Raw genomic sequence first — 18931 nt, forward strand, 5'->3', positions numbered from 1 at the left:
AAAACAAGAATGCTTATGAAAACTTATTACCTGTCAAATACAATCCATTCATTTTTAATCTTTATTTTTCTCTTTCTTATATTCCCTATAATTTATGCTCAAGATTGCAAGTACAGTCTACAGCAAAAACAAGATTTGCTAAGATTAAAAGAAAAATATCCTTGGACATGTAATAAAGTAGAAGATGAAGAGATTAAAGACGCTATTAAACTGGCACAAGCTTTCCCTTACGAAGCAAAAGAAAGCATGGATTGGAATGAAGCCTTAAACTTTTCAAAGGTAATTCATAGCTTAGCCTACGCAGCATTATCGAATGTAAACCAACAAACTATTTTCAATGATTTTATTCAAAAAACATTAGATAACAAAATCATAGCCCGTATTCCTAAATTGATTTATAGCAGTTATGGAAATGTCAGAGAAATACCCTTTCATCTGTTATCAGCTTTACCAGCATGTAATATACAGCAGAAAAAGGACCTGATAAAGGCTGTAAAAGTTTTGATTGAATTCAACAAGCTCTATGCAAGTACCGATATCATTAAACAAAACATCAACACCGATTATATTTATAACGTATTGCCTCACCTGTTCGTTTGCGCATTACAACAACCTGACGAGACTCAAGCCATTGCAGATCTAAAAGCTTTTTCCCACTATTTGTCATCGTGTACAGAATATAGTCAAGGCGATATGGATGGCCTAAAAATTGATGGGACAGGATTTCATCACAGGACACATTATAATGGTTATATGTATGCTTATAAAACATGGGTTGAATATATATATCGTTTAAAAGGGACAGATTTCCGAATAGACAAGAACGCCTATGAAAGAATCAAGAGAGCTGTTGTCAGTGAATATTTAATGGCCAATCTGCCAATATCTGGCGAACAACATTATTTTGCCAATAGCCTGGCTGGACGACATCCTTTTGCCGGATTACAAGTAGACTTCGGCTCCGAGTTGTTTCAAAAATTAGTAGAAATAGGAGGAGACATCCAAGGAGAAACTATTGATAAAGACCTGGCTGCTTATTACAATGCTTTTTTCCAAACAAACGTCTATAAGGACATCACTCCGCATAAACTGGACGGATTTTATCAATTCAATTATAGTCCTGTAGGTATCTATCGTTATAAAAACTGGGTAGCAACCATGAGATGCCCGACAACCCGTTTTTGGGGAGGTGAAATCTATAGCAAAACAAATAGATTCGGTCGTTACCAAAGTCACGGAAGTTTGGAAATCATATACAATGGTCCGCTGAAAGAGTCTGGATACCCTGACAACTGGGAACGCTTCAGCGGAAAACGGGGAGGATGGGACTGGAATGTCGTGCCAGGAACCACCACCGTACATTATACTGATTGGAAAGAAATGATGCCTAACGGGAATAATACCGATCGTTTTGACCAATGGGCAAAGACAACGAATTTTTCAGGTGCATTATCATGGAAAGACTGTGGAATATTTGCAGCCTCTTTCAATCAAGGCGATCATTGGGGAGGAAGAAGATTTGAGCCAACCAATCTTTCATTCTGTAAATCTGTATTTGTTTTTGACGGCTTCTTATTAAGTCTAGGAAGTGGAATCTGTTCAAATGGGAATTATGGCAATGACCAGATTACTGCTACCAACTTATTCCAGGCTATCAACAATCCTAACAATGATTGTATGATTCTTAATGGGGAGAAAATCAGAAAAGGTAAAAACGTCATTCTAGAAACAGATAAAAATAATTGGTTGATAACCCCTTATTCAACCGGATATATTATTCCGGCAGGTAATGACCCATTGGTTGTTGTCAACAATACCCAATCCACACCTGGACCAGAAGGTATTACCGAATCATCGTTCAATAGTCTTGAAGTTTCGAAAGCTTACATCAATCATGGTGTAAAACCTTCCAATAAGAAATATTGTTTCGTAGTAGTCCCTGGCACTACACCTCAGGAACTATCAGCACACAGTCGAAAACTATTCCACAAGAAAAAAGGTATATTCGAAATATGCCAACAAGCAGATTCTTTACACATCATAAAGCACAAACCTTCAAAAACATTGGCTTACGCATTGTTTGCACCTGCCAAGTCTTTACAGGATGGTTTTTTACAGGCAAGTGATACACCACTGTTACTGATGGAGCGTTTCTCTAAAAAAGAGAATTTACTGGATCTGGCTATATGCAGTCCGGACCTAAGACCTCAGAACGACAAAGAAAAGAAAACCTGGAAATCGAGCCCAACCCATTCAACCCTAATTTTCAAAGGGTGCTGGCATGTCAAACGGTGTCTGGACAAGAGTATTTTATCTTGCTCGCCTGATGGAGAATATACAAAACTCACCGTTGAACTGAAAGATGGTCTCCCCTGCTATATTCAGCTCACTCCAGTAGGACGTTAACAGCTAAAACATCCAGAGAACATACTTTTTATCGTATCCTGTTATGCAAAATCAACAAATATCCATAGATTTGTTCTTGAATAACCAACTTCACACAAGTCTAACAAATAAAACCTATTAAAATGATAAAACTAAAATATATAGTCTCGCTTTGTTGTTTCTATTATGCATGTTCGTCAACACCCATGCTATTCGCTGCATGCAGTGACAACGGTATCGGACATTCGGCCGATACACCTATGACTCCCGAACCCGATGATTCAGATTTTCAAAAGACATGTGATGTTATATTAGGACGAATCAAGACAGCCAACATGGGAACGAATGCGCAATATCTCAACGAAAACGCAGTCAAATGGTTGTCTGTTATAAACGAACAAGGAGCTTTCCCTGACATCGACTACAAAGACCGTTCTTTAGGCTTCAAGCCAGAAGCACATATAGACCGTCTCACACAAATGGTACAGGCTTATATATTCAAAGAATGCGATGTTTTCGGTAAAGCAGAACTACAGAAAGCCATTGCTAAAGGACTCTCATTTTGGATTACAGAAAAACCTACATGCGATAATTGGTGGAACAATCAAATTTCTGTTCCGCAAAAAATGGGAGTCATTCTGATTCTTTCACGATACGGAGCCGAACCGCTCTCGCCTGAACTGGAAAACAAGATTTTTGACTACATGATTGAAACAGCCAGTGACCCTGCCAAACATACCGGTGCCAATAAGACAGATGTGGCCCTACACTGGTTGTATCGGGGACTCCTACAACAGGATAGAGATGTGATAAAAACAGCCGTGACCCACACATTCATGCCATTGAGTTACGTAAACAGCCAGGAAGAAGGTATACAATATGACTTAGGGTATTTCCAACATGGGCCACAAACCTATATCGGTGGTTATGGACCGGTCATGCTCAGCGGAGTAATGCGCGTAGCTGAATATACAGCAGGTACAGAATATCGGATGTCAGCAGAACAACAAGAGATACTCTATCGTTTTGTCAACGAAACCTATGCACGTAGTTTTCGCAGCAATATACAATTCTTCAATATCGTAGGACGTAGTGTGAGCCGACCTAATTCTTTAAAAAGCAGTGGACTTGCCAATCTCTTTGAACGTATGAAAAAAATAGATCCAAACCATGCCGAGGACTATGACCGGCACATCAGCTACATCCAAAAAGGAAACTACGCCGGTATAAAGGAAACATTGACTCATTATAACATTGGTGACTGGACACTCTTTCAAGGAGAAAATTATTCTGCATGCCTACGTCTGGCTTCCAACCGTACAAGAAAAATTGAACACGGAAATAACGAAAACATCAAATCATTCTTTATGAGTGACGGTTCAATCGACGTTGGGGTCAAAGGTGGAGAATATCTTAACATCTTTCCTGTTTGGGACTGGAACCGGGTACCGGGTGTTACCAATCCACAAATGGAGAATCAGATACCTCTGTGTAAAGGATGGGGAGAACCTGGTGAGAGTGATTTCTGTGGTGGTCTCTCCGATGGGAAAAACGGTTTAAGTGGATTCAAAATGCTAATTACCAAATATGGCGTACAGATTTCAGGATACAAATCGTGGTTCTTTATGGATGGAGCCATCATCTGCCTGGGTAGTGGAATTTCCTCCCCCATGTCTCAACCGGTCAATACAACCGTGGACCAATGTCTGCTTCGTAGCGATGCGGTCTATTCTTCATCAGGTAATATTGCCACTGTATCCAACGGTAGTTCAGTTACCGACGTACCCATAGAGTGGTTCTGGCATGGAGACATCGGCTATTTCTTCCCGGAAAAACAACAAGTCTCGTTCAAACTTGAAAACAGAAGCGGTTCCTGGAAAGACATCAACAAAGGGAAGAGTGATGAAATAATTAATCAAGATGTATGTACATTGTGGCTGAATCACGGTACAACGCCCTCTAACTCAACTTACAGCTATATTATTGTACCTAAAATCGCACGAAACGACATGTCCCGATTCAACGTGCAGGACTATCGCATCGTAGCCAACAGTTCCGATGTCCAGGCTGTAACAGATGGCAAAAAGAAACTTCTACAAGCCCTATTCTATCAAGCCGGTTCGATCAGCACAGACGAATTGAAAGTCACAGTGGACAAACCTTGCGCACTGATGATCCAAGAAATGGATGGGAAAAGCTACAAACTGTTTTTCGCGGATCCATCCCAACGGTTAAACCAACTGACAATCACCATAGAAGTAAATGGTAAGAAAGGACAATATACTTTCGACCAATTTGCCGGTGATGGTGTATCCAAAGGAAAGACACATCAAACCGTATTGACTCTAAAATAAATGTAAGAATAAGAGTTGTTATAAAGGTCACAAACTCTAAAGACAAAATGATAACCATGAAACTGAAACAAATTATAACAGGATTTTGTATAACACTATCTGTTTACAGTTATGCCCAACAGGCCGAGCGCCAATGGGCTATCGACAATTATCACCGTTACTATCAGGAAGCAAAGCAGGTAACAGACAAGGAGAAACAACAGGCCATTGTGCAACTGCGTACCTACTTTCACACCCACCCTTACCGTCTGAAAGCAGATAACTCTGGTAAAAAAGCACTCGAGTTTCTTAAGTTGCTGAAGGCAGACGGAACATTCGAAGATATGAACCCAACAGAAGAAAGGTTCGAAAGAAAAAATACCTATCAAAAAGGATATGGCAATACAACGACAGATGAAGTAGGTATCTTCATAGCCCAAGCTTACGAACGCCTTTTCCATATCGCGACGGCTCATCGGTTGGACTTATTGGATAAAGGCCTGTTCTCCTGGGATGCTTTTTGGAAAGCCATCATTCATTACGGTGAAATAGAAATCCGACGTCCGAATGATAAGCCCCGTTTCCATGCCTCCTGCTTTGCCATCCCGACAGCAGCGGTCAACGTATATTTTGCTCTTCTCCCCCAAATGGAGGAAGCAGAAAGAAATGAAGGAAGTCCGCTAATGAAAGGAGCCTGTGACATGTTGAAAACAGTAGGTCTGGAAGCTTGGACACAACCCTTACGTAACGATGAAACCGACAAAAATGTGGTATCGCTTGAACGTTTCCGCAACCACGTCTGGTGGGTGGGCGGAAATGCGCTAGGATACCGTTCTCTACTGCCTGTCGCCGTGATGTACCACTCTATCCCGATGGTTGACCTTTTGGCGCAAGTCAGTCAGAAAGGTATCAGCACGACCTCGCAAACCACTTACCACGATTCTTTCTGGACAGAAGGCTTTACAGCCGATGGTGCCGGATGGGGACACGGTATGCAATGCCTGGTATGGGGATACCCCATCGACGGTGCGTCAAACGCACTGAATCTGCTCAACATGTTACGGGGAACTCCTTGGTCCAAACAGCTCTCCACAGAGAACAAAGAAGCACTCATGAACTTCTTCCGCGGCGGTAACTGGTATTACTACAAAGGGTTCCGCCTGCCGGGACTCGACAGAGGGTCTTACGCCTATAATCCGACCCCAAGGTCCATTCCTTATACCAAGATGCTGAACAATGTGATGGAAAACTGGCTTTCTTCCTTTACCCTCGAAGAACAAAGCGAACTGAAAAAGTTACAAGCAGAAGTCAAACAAAACAACATCCTCATGGAAGGGTATCCAGCAGGTGCATACAGTGGAGTACGCTGGTTCTTCAATAACGATGATTTGATGAAGAAGACTCCTCAATACCATCTTTGTATCAATATGTCTTCTGTACGTACAGATGGCCTGGAGAGCGCAGCTTTCGCCGACAATTACAACTTCTACCCTACTGACGGGGCTACCTTGTTTCAACGGGACGGCAACGAATACTTCCAGATTATGGGAGGATGGGACGTAACGGCCATGCCGGGTGTAACAGCACGCGAAGGCATGGACAAACTTACGGCCGTGACCAACTGGCGCGGTTATTGCAGCAAATACAACTATGCGGCCGGAGCTACAGACTCCAAAGAAAATGGAGTGGCTGGATACATTTTCGAGAAAATGAACGGGTCCGACAAAAAGGATGTTAATGATAGGGGTGACAGAGATATAGCCAACGACATTTTGTACAACTTCCAGGCCTACAAAGGTTATTTCATCCTGGGGGACTATTTCGTCGGCTTGGGAGCAGGAGTAACCAATCTGGCTCCTGAAAGGGAAGGACATATACGGACGACTGTAGACCAAACGGCATGGACCGATGAAGTCTACGTAACCCATAAAGGAAAGAAGTATCTGCTGACTGCTCCGGACACCATTCTGAGCGGTAAAGAGAAAGAACCGGTATGGATTACACAGAACAATAAATTCTCTTATTGCCGCCTTCCTCAATACACCTCCCAGCTGTATATCAGTCGTGAAACGAAAACTGCCGACTGGGTCAAGATGAATCCCACCAACAAGAACATTAAAAATCTTCCTGCTGAAGTACGTGTACTGCGTATTTGGGCTGATCATGGACAAACTCCCAAAAATGGGACCTATGGCTACGTAGTATATACCGGCCAGGGTGTTCCAACCGGGAAATTGCCGTTTGAAGTTTTGCGAAACGATACCTTGGTACAAGCCATAAGAAGCCTGGACAAGCAGACCATACAAGCTGTATTCTATCCTGGTAATAATGGCCTGAAAGCATCAAAACTGAACTTAAAAGTATCGTCACCTTGTGCTGTCATGATACAGCAACAGGAAGGCGAAATGATTCTGTCAGTTACAGACGCAACCATGAATCCCAACCTGAAGGAAATAGAAATCATCTTCAACAACAAAAGTTACAGTATCCCATTACCTCAAGGTAAAGACTGTGGAAATTGTGTAACTATGAGAACGAAACTTAAATGATTAATAACATGAACAAGCTCATCCTTATTACATTGTGTGCGTTCGTCTCCGTTTGCACCCATATGGAGGCCCAAAATTCCGATGAACAGAATTCGGCCATTATCCACGCATTACTGCCTGCACCGCAATCTGTCGTAACTTACGACGAGGAAGGTGTCAGCCCAATGGACATCAAAGGCTTATATGCTGCGAAAAAAGTTCAGCTACCGGATAGCATCAAGAGTATCAAGAGTTTTCCCTACGTCATGAGGGACACGAAAGAAGGGAGTATCCTGCTTGAAACAGACAGAAAGATACAAGATGAAGAAGAATACGAACTGACCATCCAGGATAAACAGATCAGAATATGCGCCCGGACGTCCAAAGGGCTGCTATACGGCTTAATGACACTGGAACAGCTGGCCAGAGTGGCACGTGAGATTCAGGCTGAAATACCTGCCCTCCAAATAAAGGACAAACCTTACAGCAAGTATCGGGCCATTCATCTGGACTTGAAACACCATATAGACAAAAAGGAATATATGTACCACATCCTGGACAAGATGGCCTCGTATAAGCTGAATGCAGCTATCGTTGAGTTCGAAGACAAAATAAAATATGAGACATACCCTGTCATCGGTGCTCCCAATGCATGGAGCATAGACGAATGGAAAAAATGGTGCGAATATGCCCACCGGCTCAATATTGAAGTCAGTCCGCTGATTCAAGGCATCGGACACGCAGATTACATCCTGAAGCATGAAGAGATGAAACATTTGCGCGAAAACCCCGCTTCCGACTGGGTATGCTGCCCGTCGAACGAAGATTACTATAAAGTCCAATTCAGTCTTTATGCTGATGCCATAAAGGCTACTCCACATGGGAAATACCTGCATGTAGGCGGCGACGAAGTCGGGACATTGGGAACCTGCCCTTTATGCAAGAAGCAGCACAAGAACGCACTCGAACTGCAAATGAAATGGCTGAAACGTGTAAGCGACTATGCCGTAAAGCACGGCAGAACCCCTATTTTCTGGGATGACATGGTATTCAAACAAGCCGGACTTTATCCTGCCATATTGGACCAGATTCCACCTCAGCAAGTAGATTCGGTGTGGAACAGGCAACTTCCCGAATTAGACAAACATATCCAATCGTTTCCCAAAGAGGTTATCTACATGCGCTGGCAGTATGGGAATGCCAACCAGCCGGGCAACAAGAAGGCACTGAAGTGGTATCACGACCACAAGCTGAAAACAATGGGAGCCACCGCAGCCCAGACCACCTTTGCCATGATGCCCCTGGGAGGTTTTGTCGACAATATCAAAAGCTTTCAGCTTGCAAGAAAAGATATTCCTATCGAAGGCGTACTCTGTACCGCATGGGACGATGCGTCTCCGCTCAGCGATACGTTCTGGCAAGGCTTTATAGCCCATGCGCAATACAGCTGGAACATACAGCAGGAGATGCCAAAGGACGAATTCGACAAGCGTTATCGTATCAATGAATTCGGATATGAAGCAGCCCAGCTGCCCAACTTCCGTCCGTTGCTGGAAAGTACATTCGCCCTTTGGGAAACCGGCCTATTGGACGAAGGAGTGAGACGTGCACTGTATCGTACTGGCGGCAAATTCAAGCTGATGAGCCTGCCTACACCGAACAAAGGCGAATGGAGCCGGAAATACCAGCAACGGCTGGAAGAAGCCCGAGCCGGACTGGCCAAACATCAGCAGTTGCGTGAGCTTCTGTCTGTGTATCGGAACGAGGCTGTGCGAAACGAATATTCCATTCAGGTTTTCGAATGTATCAATGACCTGACGGGCTATACGGCCGAGCTGTTGTATGCATTGGCCGAGTATGACCAAAGACGGGACTTTCCAAGCCTGAACAACCTGAAACTTTGTGTAAACAAGTTCGACACGGTCCGGCAGAACATGGAAAGCGTCTATTCGCAGATACGCGTCCTGGGACAGCCGGAAGGTTATCTGTTGCCGATGAACTATCATTCACATCTGGCCATCCAGACAACAAACTCCGATTGGATGTTTTGGTATGAAAACAAATTCGTCAAACTCATCAAAGACAAGATTCTGTCAGTTCAATAACCCGCTTATACTCATATAAAATCCATGTTATGACAAAATATATCAAGATTCTGACCTATTCATTGTTTCTGGCTGTTACGGCGCAACCGGCAAACGGAACAGAAAAGATCTACAAATTGTGGTACACCGCTCCCGCAGCCAACGATGGAGGGGTGTTTGAAAAAGACTGGAGCGACCGCCCCACCGACGCCGACTGGGAACGATACTCCCTGCCCATCGGCAACGGCTATATGGGCGCATCGGTTTTCGGGCGGACCGACTCCGAACGCATCCTTCTGTCCGACAAGACCCTGCATATCCGCGGACTATGGGGAACCGAGACCAATACGGCCTTTGCCAATGTTTATCTCGACTTCTTCCACAACAACCGCAAGGACTATGAACGGAGCCTGACACTGAACGACGGCATCCAGCGGGTGCAATACAGCTATCAGGGAACAACCTACAAGCGTACCTACTTTGCCAGCTATCCGGACAAAATTATCGCCATCAAGCTGACGGCAGATCAGGCGGCCAGCATCACGTTCAACCTGCGGATACAGATTCCCTATCTGGTACCGTTCGGAGCCCTACAACGCCCCGATTCCATCACCAAGGGGTATCTGAGCGGACCTACACAAACCCGATTCAGCGGTAACGGACGTACAGGAAGGGTTGTGGCCGAAAGCGACAACATCCTTTCCATGCGTGGCGAAACGGAATACCTGAAAATGATTTATGAGGGAAGAATCAAAGTCATCCCTTACGGAGGAAGCATCCATGCCAACCGCACGGACGACGGGAACGACTGGCTGCACGTAGAGAAAGCCGATTCGGCAGTCATACTCCTGACGACAGGTACCAACTACAAACTGCAGACCTCCGTCTTCGAAGGAGCGCCTGCCGGCAGGCTGAAGAATCAGGCCGACCCGCACGACGAGGTAGTCAGGACCATTGAAAAAGCCTCTGCCCTGGGTTACGAACAGCTGCTGGAAAGGCATTCGGCCGACTACCGCCAGTTTTTCGACCGCGTGAAAATCGATTTGGGCGAAGCTCTGCCCGCGCTGCCCACCGACAAGCTGCTGAAAGACTATAAGGAAGGGAAAAGCAGCAACTATCTGGAAGAACTGATGTTCCAGTACGGACGCTATCTGCTGATCTGCAGTTCGCGCAAGGGAACCCTGCCCCCATTGCTGCAAGGCGTGTGGAACCAGTACGAACTGGCTCCGTGGAACAACAACTATACCCACAACATCAACATACAGATGAACTACTGGCCCGTTTTCAGTACGAACCTGGCAGAGCTCTTCGAAAGCTATGTGGACTACTACAAGGCCTACCGCCCGAAAGCGGAACAGATAGCCTCGGCATATATCCGAAAGCACCATCCCGATGCCTACTCTTCCAAACCCGGCGACAACGGATGGGTCATCGGAGCTGGTGCAGGGCCTTTCTTCATCGGACAGCCAGGAGGGCACTCAGGCCCGGGTACCGGAGGAATGACCGCCAAACTCTTTGCCGACTATTACTACTTTACGGCCGATGACGACATCCTCAAGGAAATAAGCTATCCGGCCATTGCGGGCATGGCGCAGTTCTTCTGCAAAACGCTGACCGACACACTCGGCCACATGCTGGCCTATCCCTCATCGTCGCCCGAACAGTTCAGCAAGCTGACGGGGAAACCCTATCCCACCGTCGGATGTGCCTTCGACCAGCAAATGATTTACGAGACCTTCAACGACGTCCTGAAGACTTCCCGAATCCTTCATCGGAGCAATGCCCTGACCCGAAGAATCAAGAAACTTATGCCACAGCTCGACCCCGTAATCGTCGGCAAGTCCGGTCAGGTCAAGGAATATCGCGAAGAAGAATACTACGACGACATTGTGCTGGAGACCAACCACCGTCACATCTCCAACCTGATAGGCCTATACCCGGGTACCCTCATCAACCACCAGTCGCCACAATGGATTGATGCCGCCCAAACCACGCTCAACCTGCGCGGAGACGCTTCGACAGGATGGTCCATGGCACACAAGCTGAATCTTTGGGCCAGAACCGGAAACGGAGAACGGGCCCATCAGGTACTCGAAACGCTGCTGAAAACAGCCGTAGCAGATAACTTATGGACCAACTGCATCGCCGTCCTCCGCTCGCCTTTCCAGATTGACGCAAACTTCGGAACGACCGCAGGCATTGCCGAAATGCTTCTGCAAAGCCATGAAGCGTATATCAGTCCGCTACCGGCTCTTCCCGACAACTGGCAGACGGGAAGCTATGAAGGGCTCGTGGCACGGGGCAATTTTGAAATCTCCGTCCAATGGAAAGACAAGCGGATCACCCAACTGCAAATCCGCTCCAGAAAGGGAATGCCTTGCAGAATCAAGCTGCCGGACGGAGGCACTCTGCAACTGACTGATTCCAAGCGGCACGAAGTCGCATACCGGCTGGAGGAAGGTAACATCGCATCCTTCGGCACGCAAGCCAACGAAGTCTATACGTTCCGCTGCGAAGAAGAATAAGACAGTCCCCTCGGAACCATCCGAAAGCATTGCCGCTTCCGATGCAAAACATTGCTTTCTTTGAGGGAAAACATTGCTTCTTCCGGAGGAAAACATAGCCGCCTTTTCAGCGGCCCCTACCCGGCTCCCGATTTGCCCGGCCCGAAGCATCCGTTTGCCCGGCTTAAACGAATGATTTGCCCAGCTTAAACCGTCGCTTTACCCAGCTTAAACGACTGCTTTAAGCTGGGTAAACGTTTGACGGGATACGGAGAGGCGAGGATGCTTCTGCCACCCTGCTTGCAAAACCCCGATAATATCGCTACATTTGCAGAAAACAAGAACGTATGCAAGACTCATTCAACCTCCGCTTCTCCCCCCTTCAGGGATATACCGACGCCGCCTACCGCCAGGCACACGCCCGCTGCTTCGGTGGCGTGGAATGCTACTACTCCCCCTTCGTGCGGGTGGAGCACGGCGAAATCCGACGGAAAGACGTGCGCGACGTGGAGCCCGACAACAACCGGGGCCTGCGGCTCGTCCCCCAGCTCATTGCCTCCGACGCAGAAAAAGGGGAACGCATCCTGTCGCTCTTCGCCGAAAAGGGCTGGCAGGAGGCCGACGTCAACCTGGGCTGTCCCTTCCCCATGCTGGCCAAACGGCACAACGGAGCGGGCATGCTGCCCCATCCCGACGAAGTGGAGCGGCTGCTGACGGCCCTCTGCGAGAAGTTTCCGCAGATACGTCTGTCCGTCAAGCTGCGCCTGGGTTGGGAACGGCCCGACGAATGTCTGGCCCTGCTTCCGCTGCTCAACCGCCTGCCGCTGGCAGACGTCATCGTGCATCCCCGCCTGGGCAAGCAGCAATACAAGGGTATGGTGGATATGGAGGGGTTCCGAACGTTCTACGAAGGCTGTGAGAAGCCGCTCTTCTACAACGGCGACCTGCTGACGACGGACGACATCGACCGCATCCGCCACGAGTTTCCGCGGCTGGCAGGTGCAGTCATCGGCCGGGGGCTGCTGGCCAATCCGGCACTGGCACTGGAATATACGCAGGAAAAGCCCCTGACGGAAGAAGAGAAAAGGAAACGGATCAGGCAGATGCACACCGACGTGTTCTGCCGCTACGCCGACCAGCTGGAAGGCGGCGACCAGCAACTGCTGATGAAGATGAAGAGTTTCTGGGAATATCTGCTGCCCGACGCCGACCGCAAGGCCCGCAAAGCCATCCACAAGGCGACGCGCCTGGAAGCTTATCAACAAGCAGTCAACAGCTTGTTGAAGTCTTGAACACAGGTTGTATACAACATTCAGGCACGGAGTGCACAGCCTCAAAGGGCCATGCAGTCCGTGCCTGAACGTTTATTATATCCTTACAGACAAGGAGTGAATCTCAGCTTGTAGGAATGTTCCTCCTGAGATACGCGATAGATGGGGAGCGTGTCGACATCGCTGCCACAGCTGGCGTTGCCCACACCCCGCATAACGGCATCCAGATGGAGCACGATGTACGGACGGGCTGTCAGTTCCCACATGTGCTGTCCCTTCATCAGGTCCTCGTCGGTGTAGCGCAGAGCGGAGAAGGAAACGTTGCCTTCCGTACGGATGCAGACACCCTTGCCCGAAGCGTCGGTCAGCTTCAGTTCGCGCAGGCCTTCACGGTTGCCCATGGACTGCGGCTTGACATACTTCTCGGCCATATCGTCCACGGTCGTCGTATAGCGGCCCACCATGCAGCCGTCCTTGCGGTCGTTGTAGTTCTCCCACGGGCCGTAGGCGTAATAGTCCACCTGGCTCAGCGAGGGGTTGATGCCGCACACCAGGCCGCAACGGCGCAAGTCGGCCGTATGAGGCTGGAACACGGCGTCCATATCCATCGTACCGTCGGGGGCAAAGGTGTAGGTAATCTGCGTGTCGCAGAGCGAACCCTTACGGACGGTCTTCACCACGACTTTCGCACCGTCTTTCGTCACCGTGCATTCGCCTTCGGCCTCAAGTCCGTTCTCTGTACGGGTAAAGCGGTCGTTCTCTATCCAGCGATGGTTGTCATAGACAAAGCCCTGACCTTCGCTGACAACGGCCTGGCCGTTCATCACCAGCGACGTCATCTGGCCGTTCTTGCGATTGAATACAGCTTCTACGTTGGCGTTCTTCACGCTGACGGTGCTTTCCGTCTCTTCCACCTGCAAGGCCAGCTTGCGGCCACCCTTGGTCGAGAGTGCGGGCAGCGGGCCGCGCTCCAGCAACGTGTATTGCTGCTGTGCTACCACATGGCCTGCCGGAGCCCAGGGAGCAGCTTCCTTCTTGCATACCTGGAGGTTGAGCATCACTTCCTCGCCTGCCTTCTGTGCCTGGCGCAGCTTGAGGGTGTTCAGTTTCAGCGTCACGGCCAAAGAGTCGTCGGGCATTACGCGGTCCAGCATCATGCTGTCGGCTGCCAGTGCCACACCGTCTTTTACGGCCTGCCAGCGCAGGTAGAAACCGTCGAGCGGCAGGAAGTCGTAGGTATTCTTCAACAGTACGCTGGCCTCATCCTTCTTCACATCCATACCCAGGAAGGCGAAATGCACATACTGATACACGGCCTTCACCTCCTTCAGCTTCGGCGACTCGTCGCGCGTAGCGGGAATGATGCCGTTGGAGCAGAAGTTGCCCTGATGGGGGCCGGGGAAGTCATAACCCGTGTGCAGGCGGTAGATACCTTTCTTTATTTCGTGAGGCTCATAGATGGCCTGGTCCACCCAGTCCCAAATGGCACCACCGATGGTGGACGAACTGCTTTCGATGCTCTGCCAGTATTCCTTCAGGTTACCGATGGCATTGCCCATGGCGTGGGCGTATTCGCAGATGAACATCGGCTTGTCGAAGGAGTTGACATACTTGTCCATCCACCGCATGCCCGGATACATTTTCGAATAGAGGTCGCTGAAACGATTACCGCCAAATTCTTTTCCGTCGCGCGTTCCTTCGTAGTGGATGGGACGGTTGTCCAGACGGCGGGCCGCATCGTAGCAGGCCTGGAAGTTACTGCCGCCTCCGGCTTCGTTGCCCAAGCTCCAGAAGATGACAGACGGATGGTTGCGGTCGCGCAGTACCATGCGGTCGATGCGGTCCACAAAGGAGGGAATCCACGACGGCATGTCGCTGATAGACTGGTTGGCATGGTCTTCGAGGTCGGCCTCATCCATCGTATAGAGTCCGAAGTAGTCGAACATGGCGTACATCTTGGCCGCGTTCGGATAGTGGGACGTACGGATGGTATTGATGTTGTTCTGTTTCATCAGCAATACGTCGCGCAACATCGACTCTACAGGCACGGCACGGCCGTAAAGGGGGTGCGTATCGTGGCGGTTCGTACCTTTGAAGAACACGCGCTGGCCGTTGATGTATACCAGCGGGCCACGCACTTCGATGTCTCTGAAGCCATATTTCGTAGAGAAGGCCATCTCATCCTTGCCTCCCTCACGCTGGATGACGTGCAGAGTGTAGAGGTTCGGCGTCTCGGCCGTCCAGAGCTGCAAGTCCTTCAACGAAGAAAACAATGCTTTCGCCTCCACTTCGCGGTCTTTTTCAGTGAACGAAACAGTGAGTTCCTTTTCGGCTACCAATGAGCCGTCGGAAGCCAGCAGGCGGAGGGCTATGTCTTTCTTGCCGTTCAGCCCGTCGCGATTGTCGAGCTTCAGGGCAACGGAGAGCTCACCGGCCTTATATCCGGCCTGCGCATCGAGGCGGGAGGTGATGTAATGGTCGCGTACGCTGACCTTCGGAGTGCTGTACAGACAGACGTCGCGGAAGATACCGCTCATGCGGAACATGTCCTGACACTCCAGATAGGAGCCGTCGCTCCAGCGGAACACCTGTACGGCCAGGCGGTTACGGCCCGTACGCAGGTATGGAGTCAGGTCGAATTCGGCCACGTTGTTGGCACCCTGCGTATAGCCCACGTATTTACCGTTCAGATAAACCAGCGCGGCACTATAAATACCTCCGAAGTGGATGAAGGTGCGACGGTTCTCCCAGCCCTTCGGCAGGTCGAAAAAGCGCACGTAGGAACCCACGGGGTTGATGCCGTAGTTCTTGCCGCCGTCGTTGAAACCCTTGCGGGCGTCGATGTAGGGAGGCGTATTGGCGTGCGGATATTCCACATTGGCATAGATGGGGCGGTCGTAACCCTGCATCTCCCAGTTGGAAGGCACGGGGATGGTTTCCCAGCCCGACACGTCGAAGTCTTCCTTGTAGAAGTTCAACGGGCGTTGCGAGGGTTCGGGTACAAAGTTGAAAGACCAGTCGCCGTTCAGCAACAGGTAGCGCGAACTATGGTTATCGACCCACGGCGTGCGGTAATATTCGGCATCGGCCGTCATTTCGGCCTCGCTGGCGTAGGGAAGGTAAGTGGCGTGCCCCACTTCCTTGTTCTCTTCAAAGCGGGTTTCGTCTTCCCAATAGGTACGCGAACGCTGCACTACCTGCTCGGCCATGCCTTCGGGCATCGGCATCGGGCTGACCTCGATGGAGAAGAGTGTTTCCTTCTCGTCCTTCAATCCGTCCTTGGCTACCAGAGCCAGCTGGCCTGACTTGTTGCAAACCATAATCAGGTCGGGGCTGTTGGAGGGGAATATCTGTACATACTTCCCGTTCTCGCGGACAATCCACAACTGCGACTCGTCCGAACCGTTGTTTTCCGTAATGCCCACCGCCTGACCGGCCTTGTTGTGAACAGCCTTGTTCTCGAAGGGGTTGAGGATGCGGAAACTGCCCGACAGATTGCTGAGGGCCCATTGCTGCAGCTGGTCGGCTGCACTCTGCTTCACCAGCAGAGCCTCTCCGCCACCCGCCTTGTAACCGATCACTTTCCCTTTCTGCCCGGCCGGCGCTATGTTGTATAGCTTGTCCTTGGCAAAGTTGACCTGCGCACAGGCCACACTGACGGCCCATACGAAGATACATGCTAAACTTACTAAGATTTTTTTCATCGTAATACTGTCTATTATCAATTAATTTAAGGACACACCGATTTCTTCCATCTCTACTACAGCTGCCGAAGCATCGGGAGTTGTAGCATCAAGCTTGATGAAACGGGCCTTCTGAGGCTGGGCAAACTTGACGGTCTGCGGCAACGGATTGTGCATGATGTTGCTGAACTCACCGTTGGCTTGCACCTTGGTCCATTCTTTTCCGTCCGGGCTGACATAGAAGGTATAACGGTAGGCCATGGTCGGCTTGGCCTGCTCGTTGAGAGGAGCATAGGTAAAGCCTTTCAGGTTTACTTCCTTACCCAGGTCAATGACAAGCGGCTGGGCAGAAACTTTCTTCCAGGAATCGCGGGACAGGTCGTTCCACTTGGAGGCTGCCTGCTGTTCTTCGACATCGGGAGCATAGTAGGCAGCCACGTTGCTGATGTGTGCCTCAAGACGAGCGCTTCCAATGGTGATCCGCAAGGCTTCGGCCTCTATCGTGGGGAAGCGGAGCATGCGCTTGTAGCCTACCGTCGTACCTTCGCCCAACAGTTGCCACTGCCCTCCCACACGGGCTTCCACACGGAAGCTCTCCACACGCTGTCCGCGGGCAATGTCTTCCTGCAGAAGGACTACATTGATTTTCGACGAAGATTTCAGTTCATATTCCCGCTGGTCGCCCGAAGCGGCATCCCACATCTTCTGTCCCTTCTGGACACGATTGTCGGCAAATACCTGCTGGCGATAAGCCGCAAACTCCTTCAGACGGGCCACGTCGGCTTCATTAATATGACCGCGACGATCGGGCGGAATGTTCAGCAACAGCACCGAGTTATAACCAACCGACTGGAAATAGATGTCGGCCAGGTGCTTCAGGCTCTTCACCTTACCATTTTCATTCTCGTGCCAGAACCACCCCGGACGGATGGATACATCAACTTCCGAAGGATACCAGAACAGTTCGGTCGCATTCTCCAACATCTCGCGGCTTCCCAAATCCTTTGCCTGACTATTGATATCCAGCCGGCTGTTATTTTCTGCCGAACGGGCATAAATACCTGGAGTCAGCACGGTAGCACTCCACTCTGTCTCACGGCCGAGTCCCCGTTCGTTGCCCACCCAGCGGACGTCATCGCCCATGATGGCCATCACAGCCTTGGGTTGCAGGCGCTGGATGGTCTTGTAGAAGGCATCCCAATCGTATACCTGTTTCTTGCCGTTGGGACCTTCGCCATTGGCACCGTCGAACCACACTTCATGTACTTCGCCATAGTTGGTCAACAGCTCGGTCAGCTGTTCGATAAAGAATTCGTTGTAACGGGGAGAGTCACCGTAACATTCGGCGTTACGGTCCCAGGGAGAAAGATACACGCCAAACTTCATGCCATACTTCGTACAGGCGTCACGCAGTTCCTTCACCACGTCACCTTTTCCATCCTTCCAGGGAGAAGAAGCAACCGAATGTTTTGTGGTCTTGGTAGGCCACAGGCAGAAACCGTCGTGATGTTTGGCCGTCAGCAATACCATCTTGAAACCGGCTTCCTTCAGCTCGCGAACCCACTGTTCGGCATCCAGATCGGTGGGGTTGAACAATGCAGGATCTTCCTTGCCATCACCCCATTCCCTGTCGGTAAAGGTATTGATACCAAAATGCAAAAAGGCCGTCAGCTCCATCTGCTGCCACTCCAACTGCTGGGGAGAAGGAACCAGACGGGCAGCCATCGATACTTTTTGCTCCAACGTCGCATGTTCAGGAAACTGTACATGCTTTACAAACACTTCTGCGTCTTGCCGGGTCTGACCACAAGAGAAAAACAGTCCCAACAGACACACCAAAAGAAATGATTTAATCTTCATAAGACTTCGGGTTAAACATTATTTCCGACAAATATAGGAAAAGGTAAGCGGAGAACAAAATATTGAGACTTGTTTCAGACAATTTTTATCCAGAATTACTCTCTAATATAGTCGAAAGGCAAACATGAAAATGAATGAGAATAAACACGAAAAGCCTGCATGATTGCCTTCCCAAACGAAATATCATGCAGGCTTTTATGATGAAATCTATAGTAGAATCAACGTTCCGTATTTACAAACAGTTGTTACTCAATATTTTGCAAACAATAAGTCTGAAATATGG

8 protein-coding genes are annotated in these 18931 nt (G+C 49.2%); 6 read left to right on the forward strand and 2 right to left on the reverse strand.

Going from position 1 to position 18931, the window contains the following annotated elements:
• Positions 1 to 15 precede the first annotated feature (15 nt).
• The 6 genes from RDO88_RS01220 (at position 16) to RDO88_RS01245 (ending at position 13126) form a co-directional block, all read left to right on the forward strand.
• Entirely contained in the window at positions 16 to 2406 is a 2391-nt protein-coding gene (locus tag RDO88_RS01220) for a chondroitinase family polysaccharide lyase (protein WP_307757614.1), read from the forward strand.
• Positions 2407 to 2645: 239 nt separating this feature from the next.
• Positions 2646 to 4739 carry a polysaccharide lyase family 8 super-sandwich domain-containing protein gene (locus tag RDO88_RS01225; RefSeq protein ID WP_307757615.1) on the forward strand — a complete coding sequence of 698 codons (2094 nt, stop codon included), beginning with the start codon at positions 2646 to 2648 and terminating at the stop codon, positions 4737 to 4739.
• Between the two features lie 56 nt (positions 4740 to 4795).
• Positions 4796 to 7267 carry a polysaccharide lyase family 8 super-sandwich domain-containing protein gene (locus RDO88_RS01230; RefSeq protein ID WP_307757616.1) on the forward strand — a complete coding sequence of 824 codons (2472 nt, stop codon included), beginning with the start codon at positions 4796 to 4798 and terminating at the stop codon, positions 7265 to 7267.
• Between the two features lie 8 nt (positions 7268 to 7275).
• Entirely contained in the window at positions 7276 to 9351 is a 2076-nt protein-coding gene (locus RDO88_RS01235) for a family 20 glycosylhydrolase (protein WP_307757617.1), read from the forward strand.
• A gap of 29 nt (positions 9352 to 9380) precedes the next feature.
• Positions 9381 to 11855, forward strand: a complete 2475-nt coding sequence (locus tag RDO88_RS01240; RefSeq protein WP_307757618.1) for a glycoside hydrolase N-terminal domain-containing protein — start codon at positions 9381 to 9383, stop codon at positions 11853 to 11855.
• Positions 11856 to 12181: 326 nt separating this feature from the next.
• Positions 12182 to 13126, forward strand: coding sequence for a tRNA-dihydrouridine synthase (locus RDO88_RS01245; RefSeq protein WP_307757619.1), 945 nt, complete (start codon positions 12182 to 12184; stop codon positions 13124 to 13126).
• Positions 13127 to 13209: 83 nt separating this feature from the next.
• Here RDO88_RS01245 and RDO88_RS01250 read toward each other — a convergent pair whose 3' ends face one another.
• Together RDO88_RS01250 and RDO88_RS01255 are read right to left on the reverse strand one after the other, a co-directional pair.
• Positions 13210 to 16809, reverse strand: a complete 3600-nt coding sequence (locus RDO88_RS01250) for a glycoside hydrolase family 2 TIM barrel-domain containing protein (RefSeq protein WP_307757620.1) — start codon at positions 16807 to 16809, stop codon at positions 13210 to 13212.
• 21 nt (positions 16810 to 16830) lie between these two features.
• Complete coding sequence (locus RDO88_RS01255) at positions 16831 to 18642, reverse strand: alpha-L-fucosidase (RefSeq protein ID WP_374043881.1); 1812 nt, start codon at positions 18640 to 18642, stop codon at positions 16831 to 16833.
• Positions 18643 to 18931 lie beyond the last annotated feature (289 nt).

This window comes from uncultured Mediterranea sp. (assembly GCF_902493215.1).
Lineage (GTDB): Bacteria > Bacteroidota > Bacteroidia > Bacteroidales > Bacteroidaceae > Bacteroides.

Coding starts and splice junctions, on each gene's coding strand:
- RDO88_RS01220 (WP_307757614.1), top strand. CDS start 16: ATGAAAACTTATTACCTGTCAAATACAATCCATTCATTTTTAATCTTT.
- RDO88_RS01225 (WP_307757615.1), top strand. CDS start 2,646: ATGACTCCCGAACCCGATGATTCAGATTTTCAAAAGACATGTGATGTT.
- RDO88_RS01230 (WP_307757616.1), top strand. CDS start 4,796: ATGAAACTGAAACAAATTATAACAGGATTTTGTATAACACTATCTGTT.
- RDO88_RS01235 (WP_307757617.1), top strand. CDS start 7,276: ATGAACAAGCTCATCCTTATTACATTGTGTGCGTTCGTCTCCGTTTGC.
- RDO88_RS01240 (WP_307757618.1), top strand. CDS start 9,381: ATGACAAAATATATCAAGATTCTGACCTATTCATTGTTTCTGGCTGTT.
- RDO88_RS01245 (WP_307757619.1), top strand. CDS start 12,182: ATGCAAGACTCATTCAACCTCCGCTTCTCCCCCCTTCAGGGATATACC.
- RDO88_RS01250 (WP_307757620.1), bottom strand. CDS start 16,809: ATGAAAAAAATCTTAGTAAGTTTAGCATGTATCTTCGTATGGGCCGTC.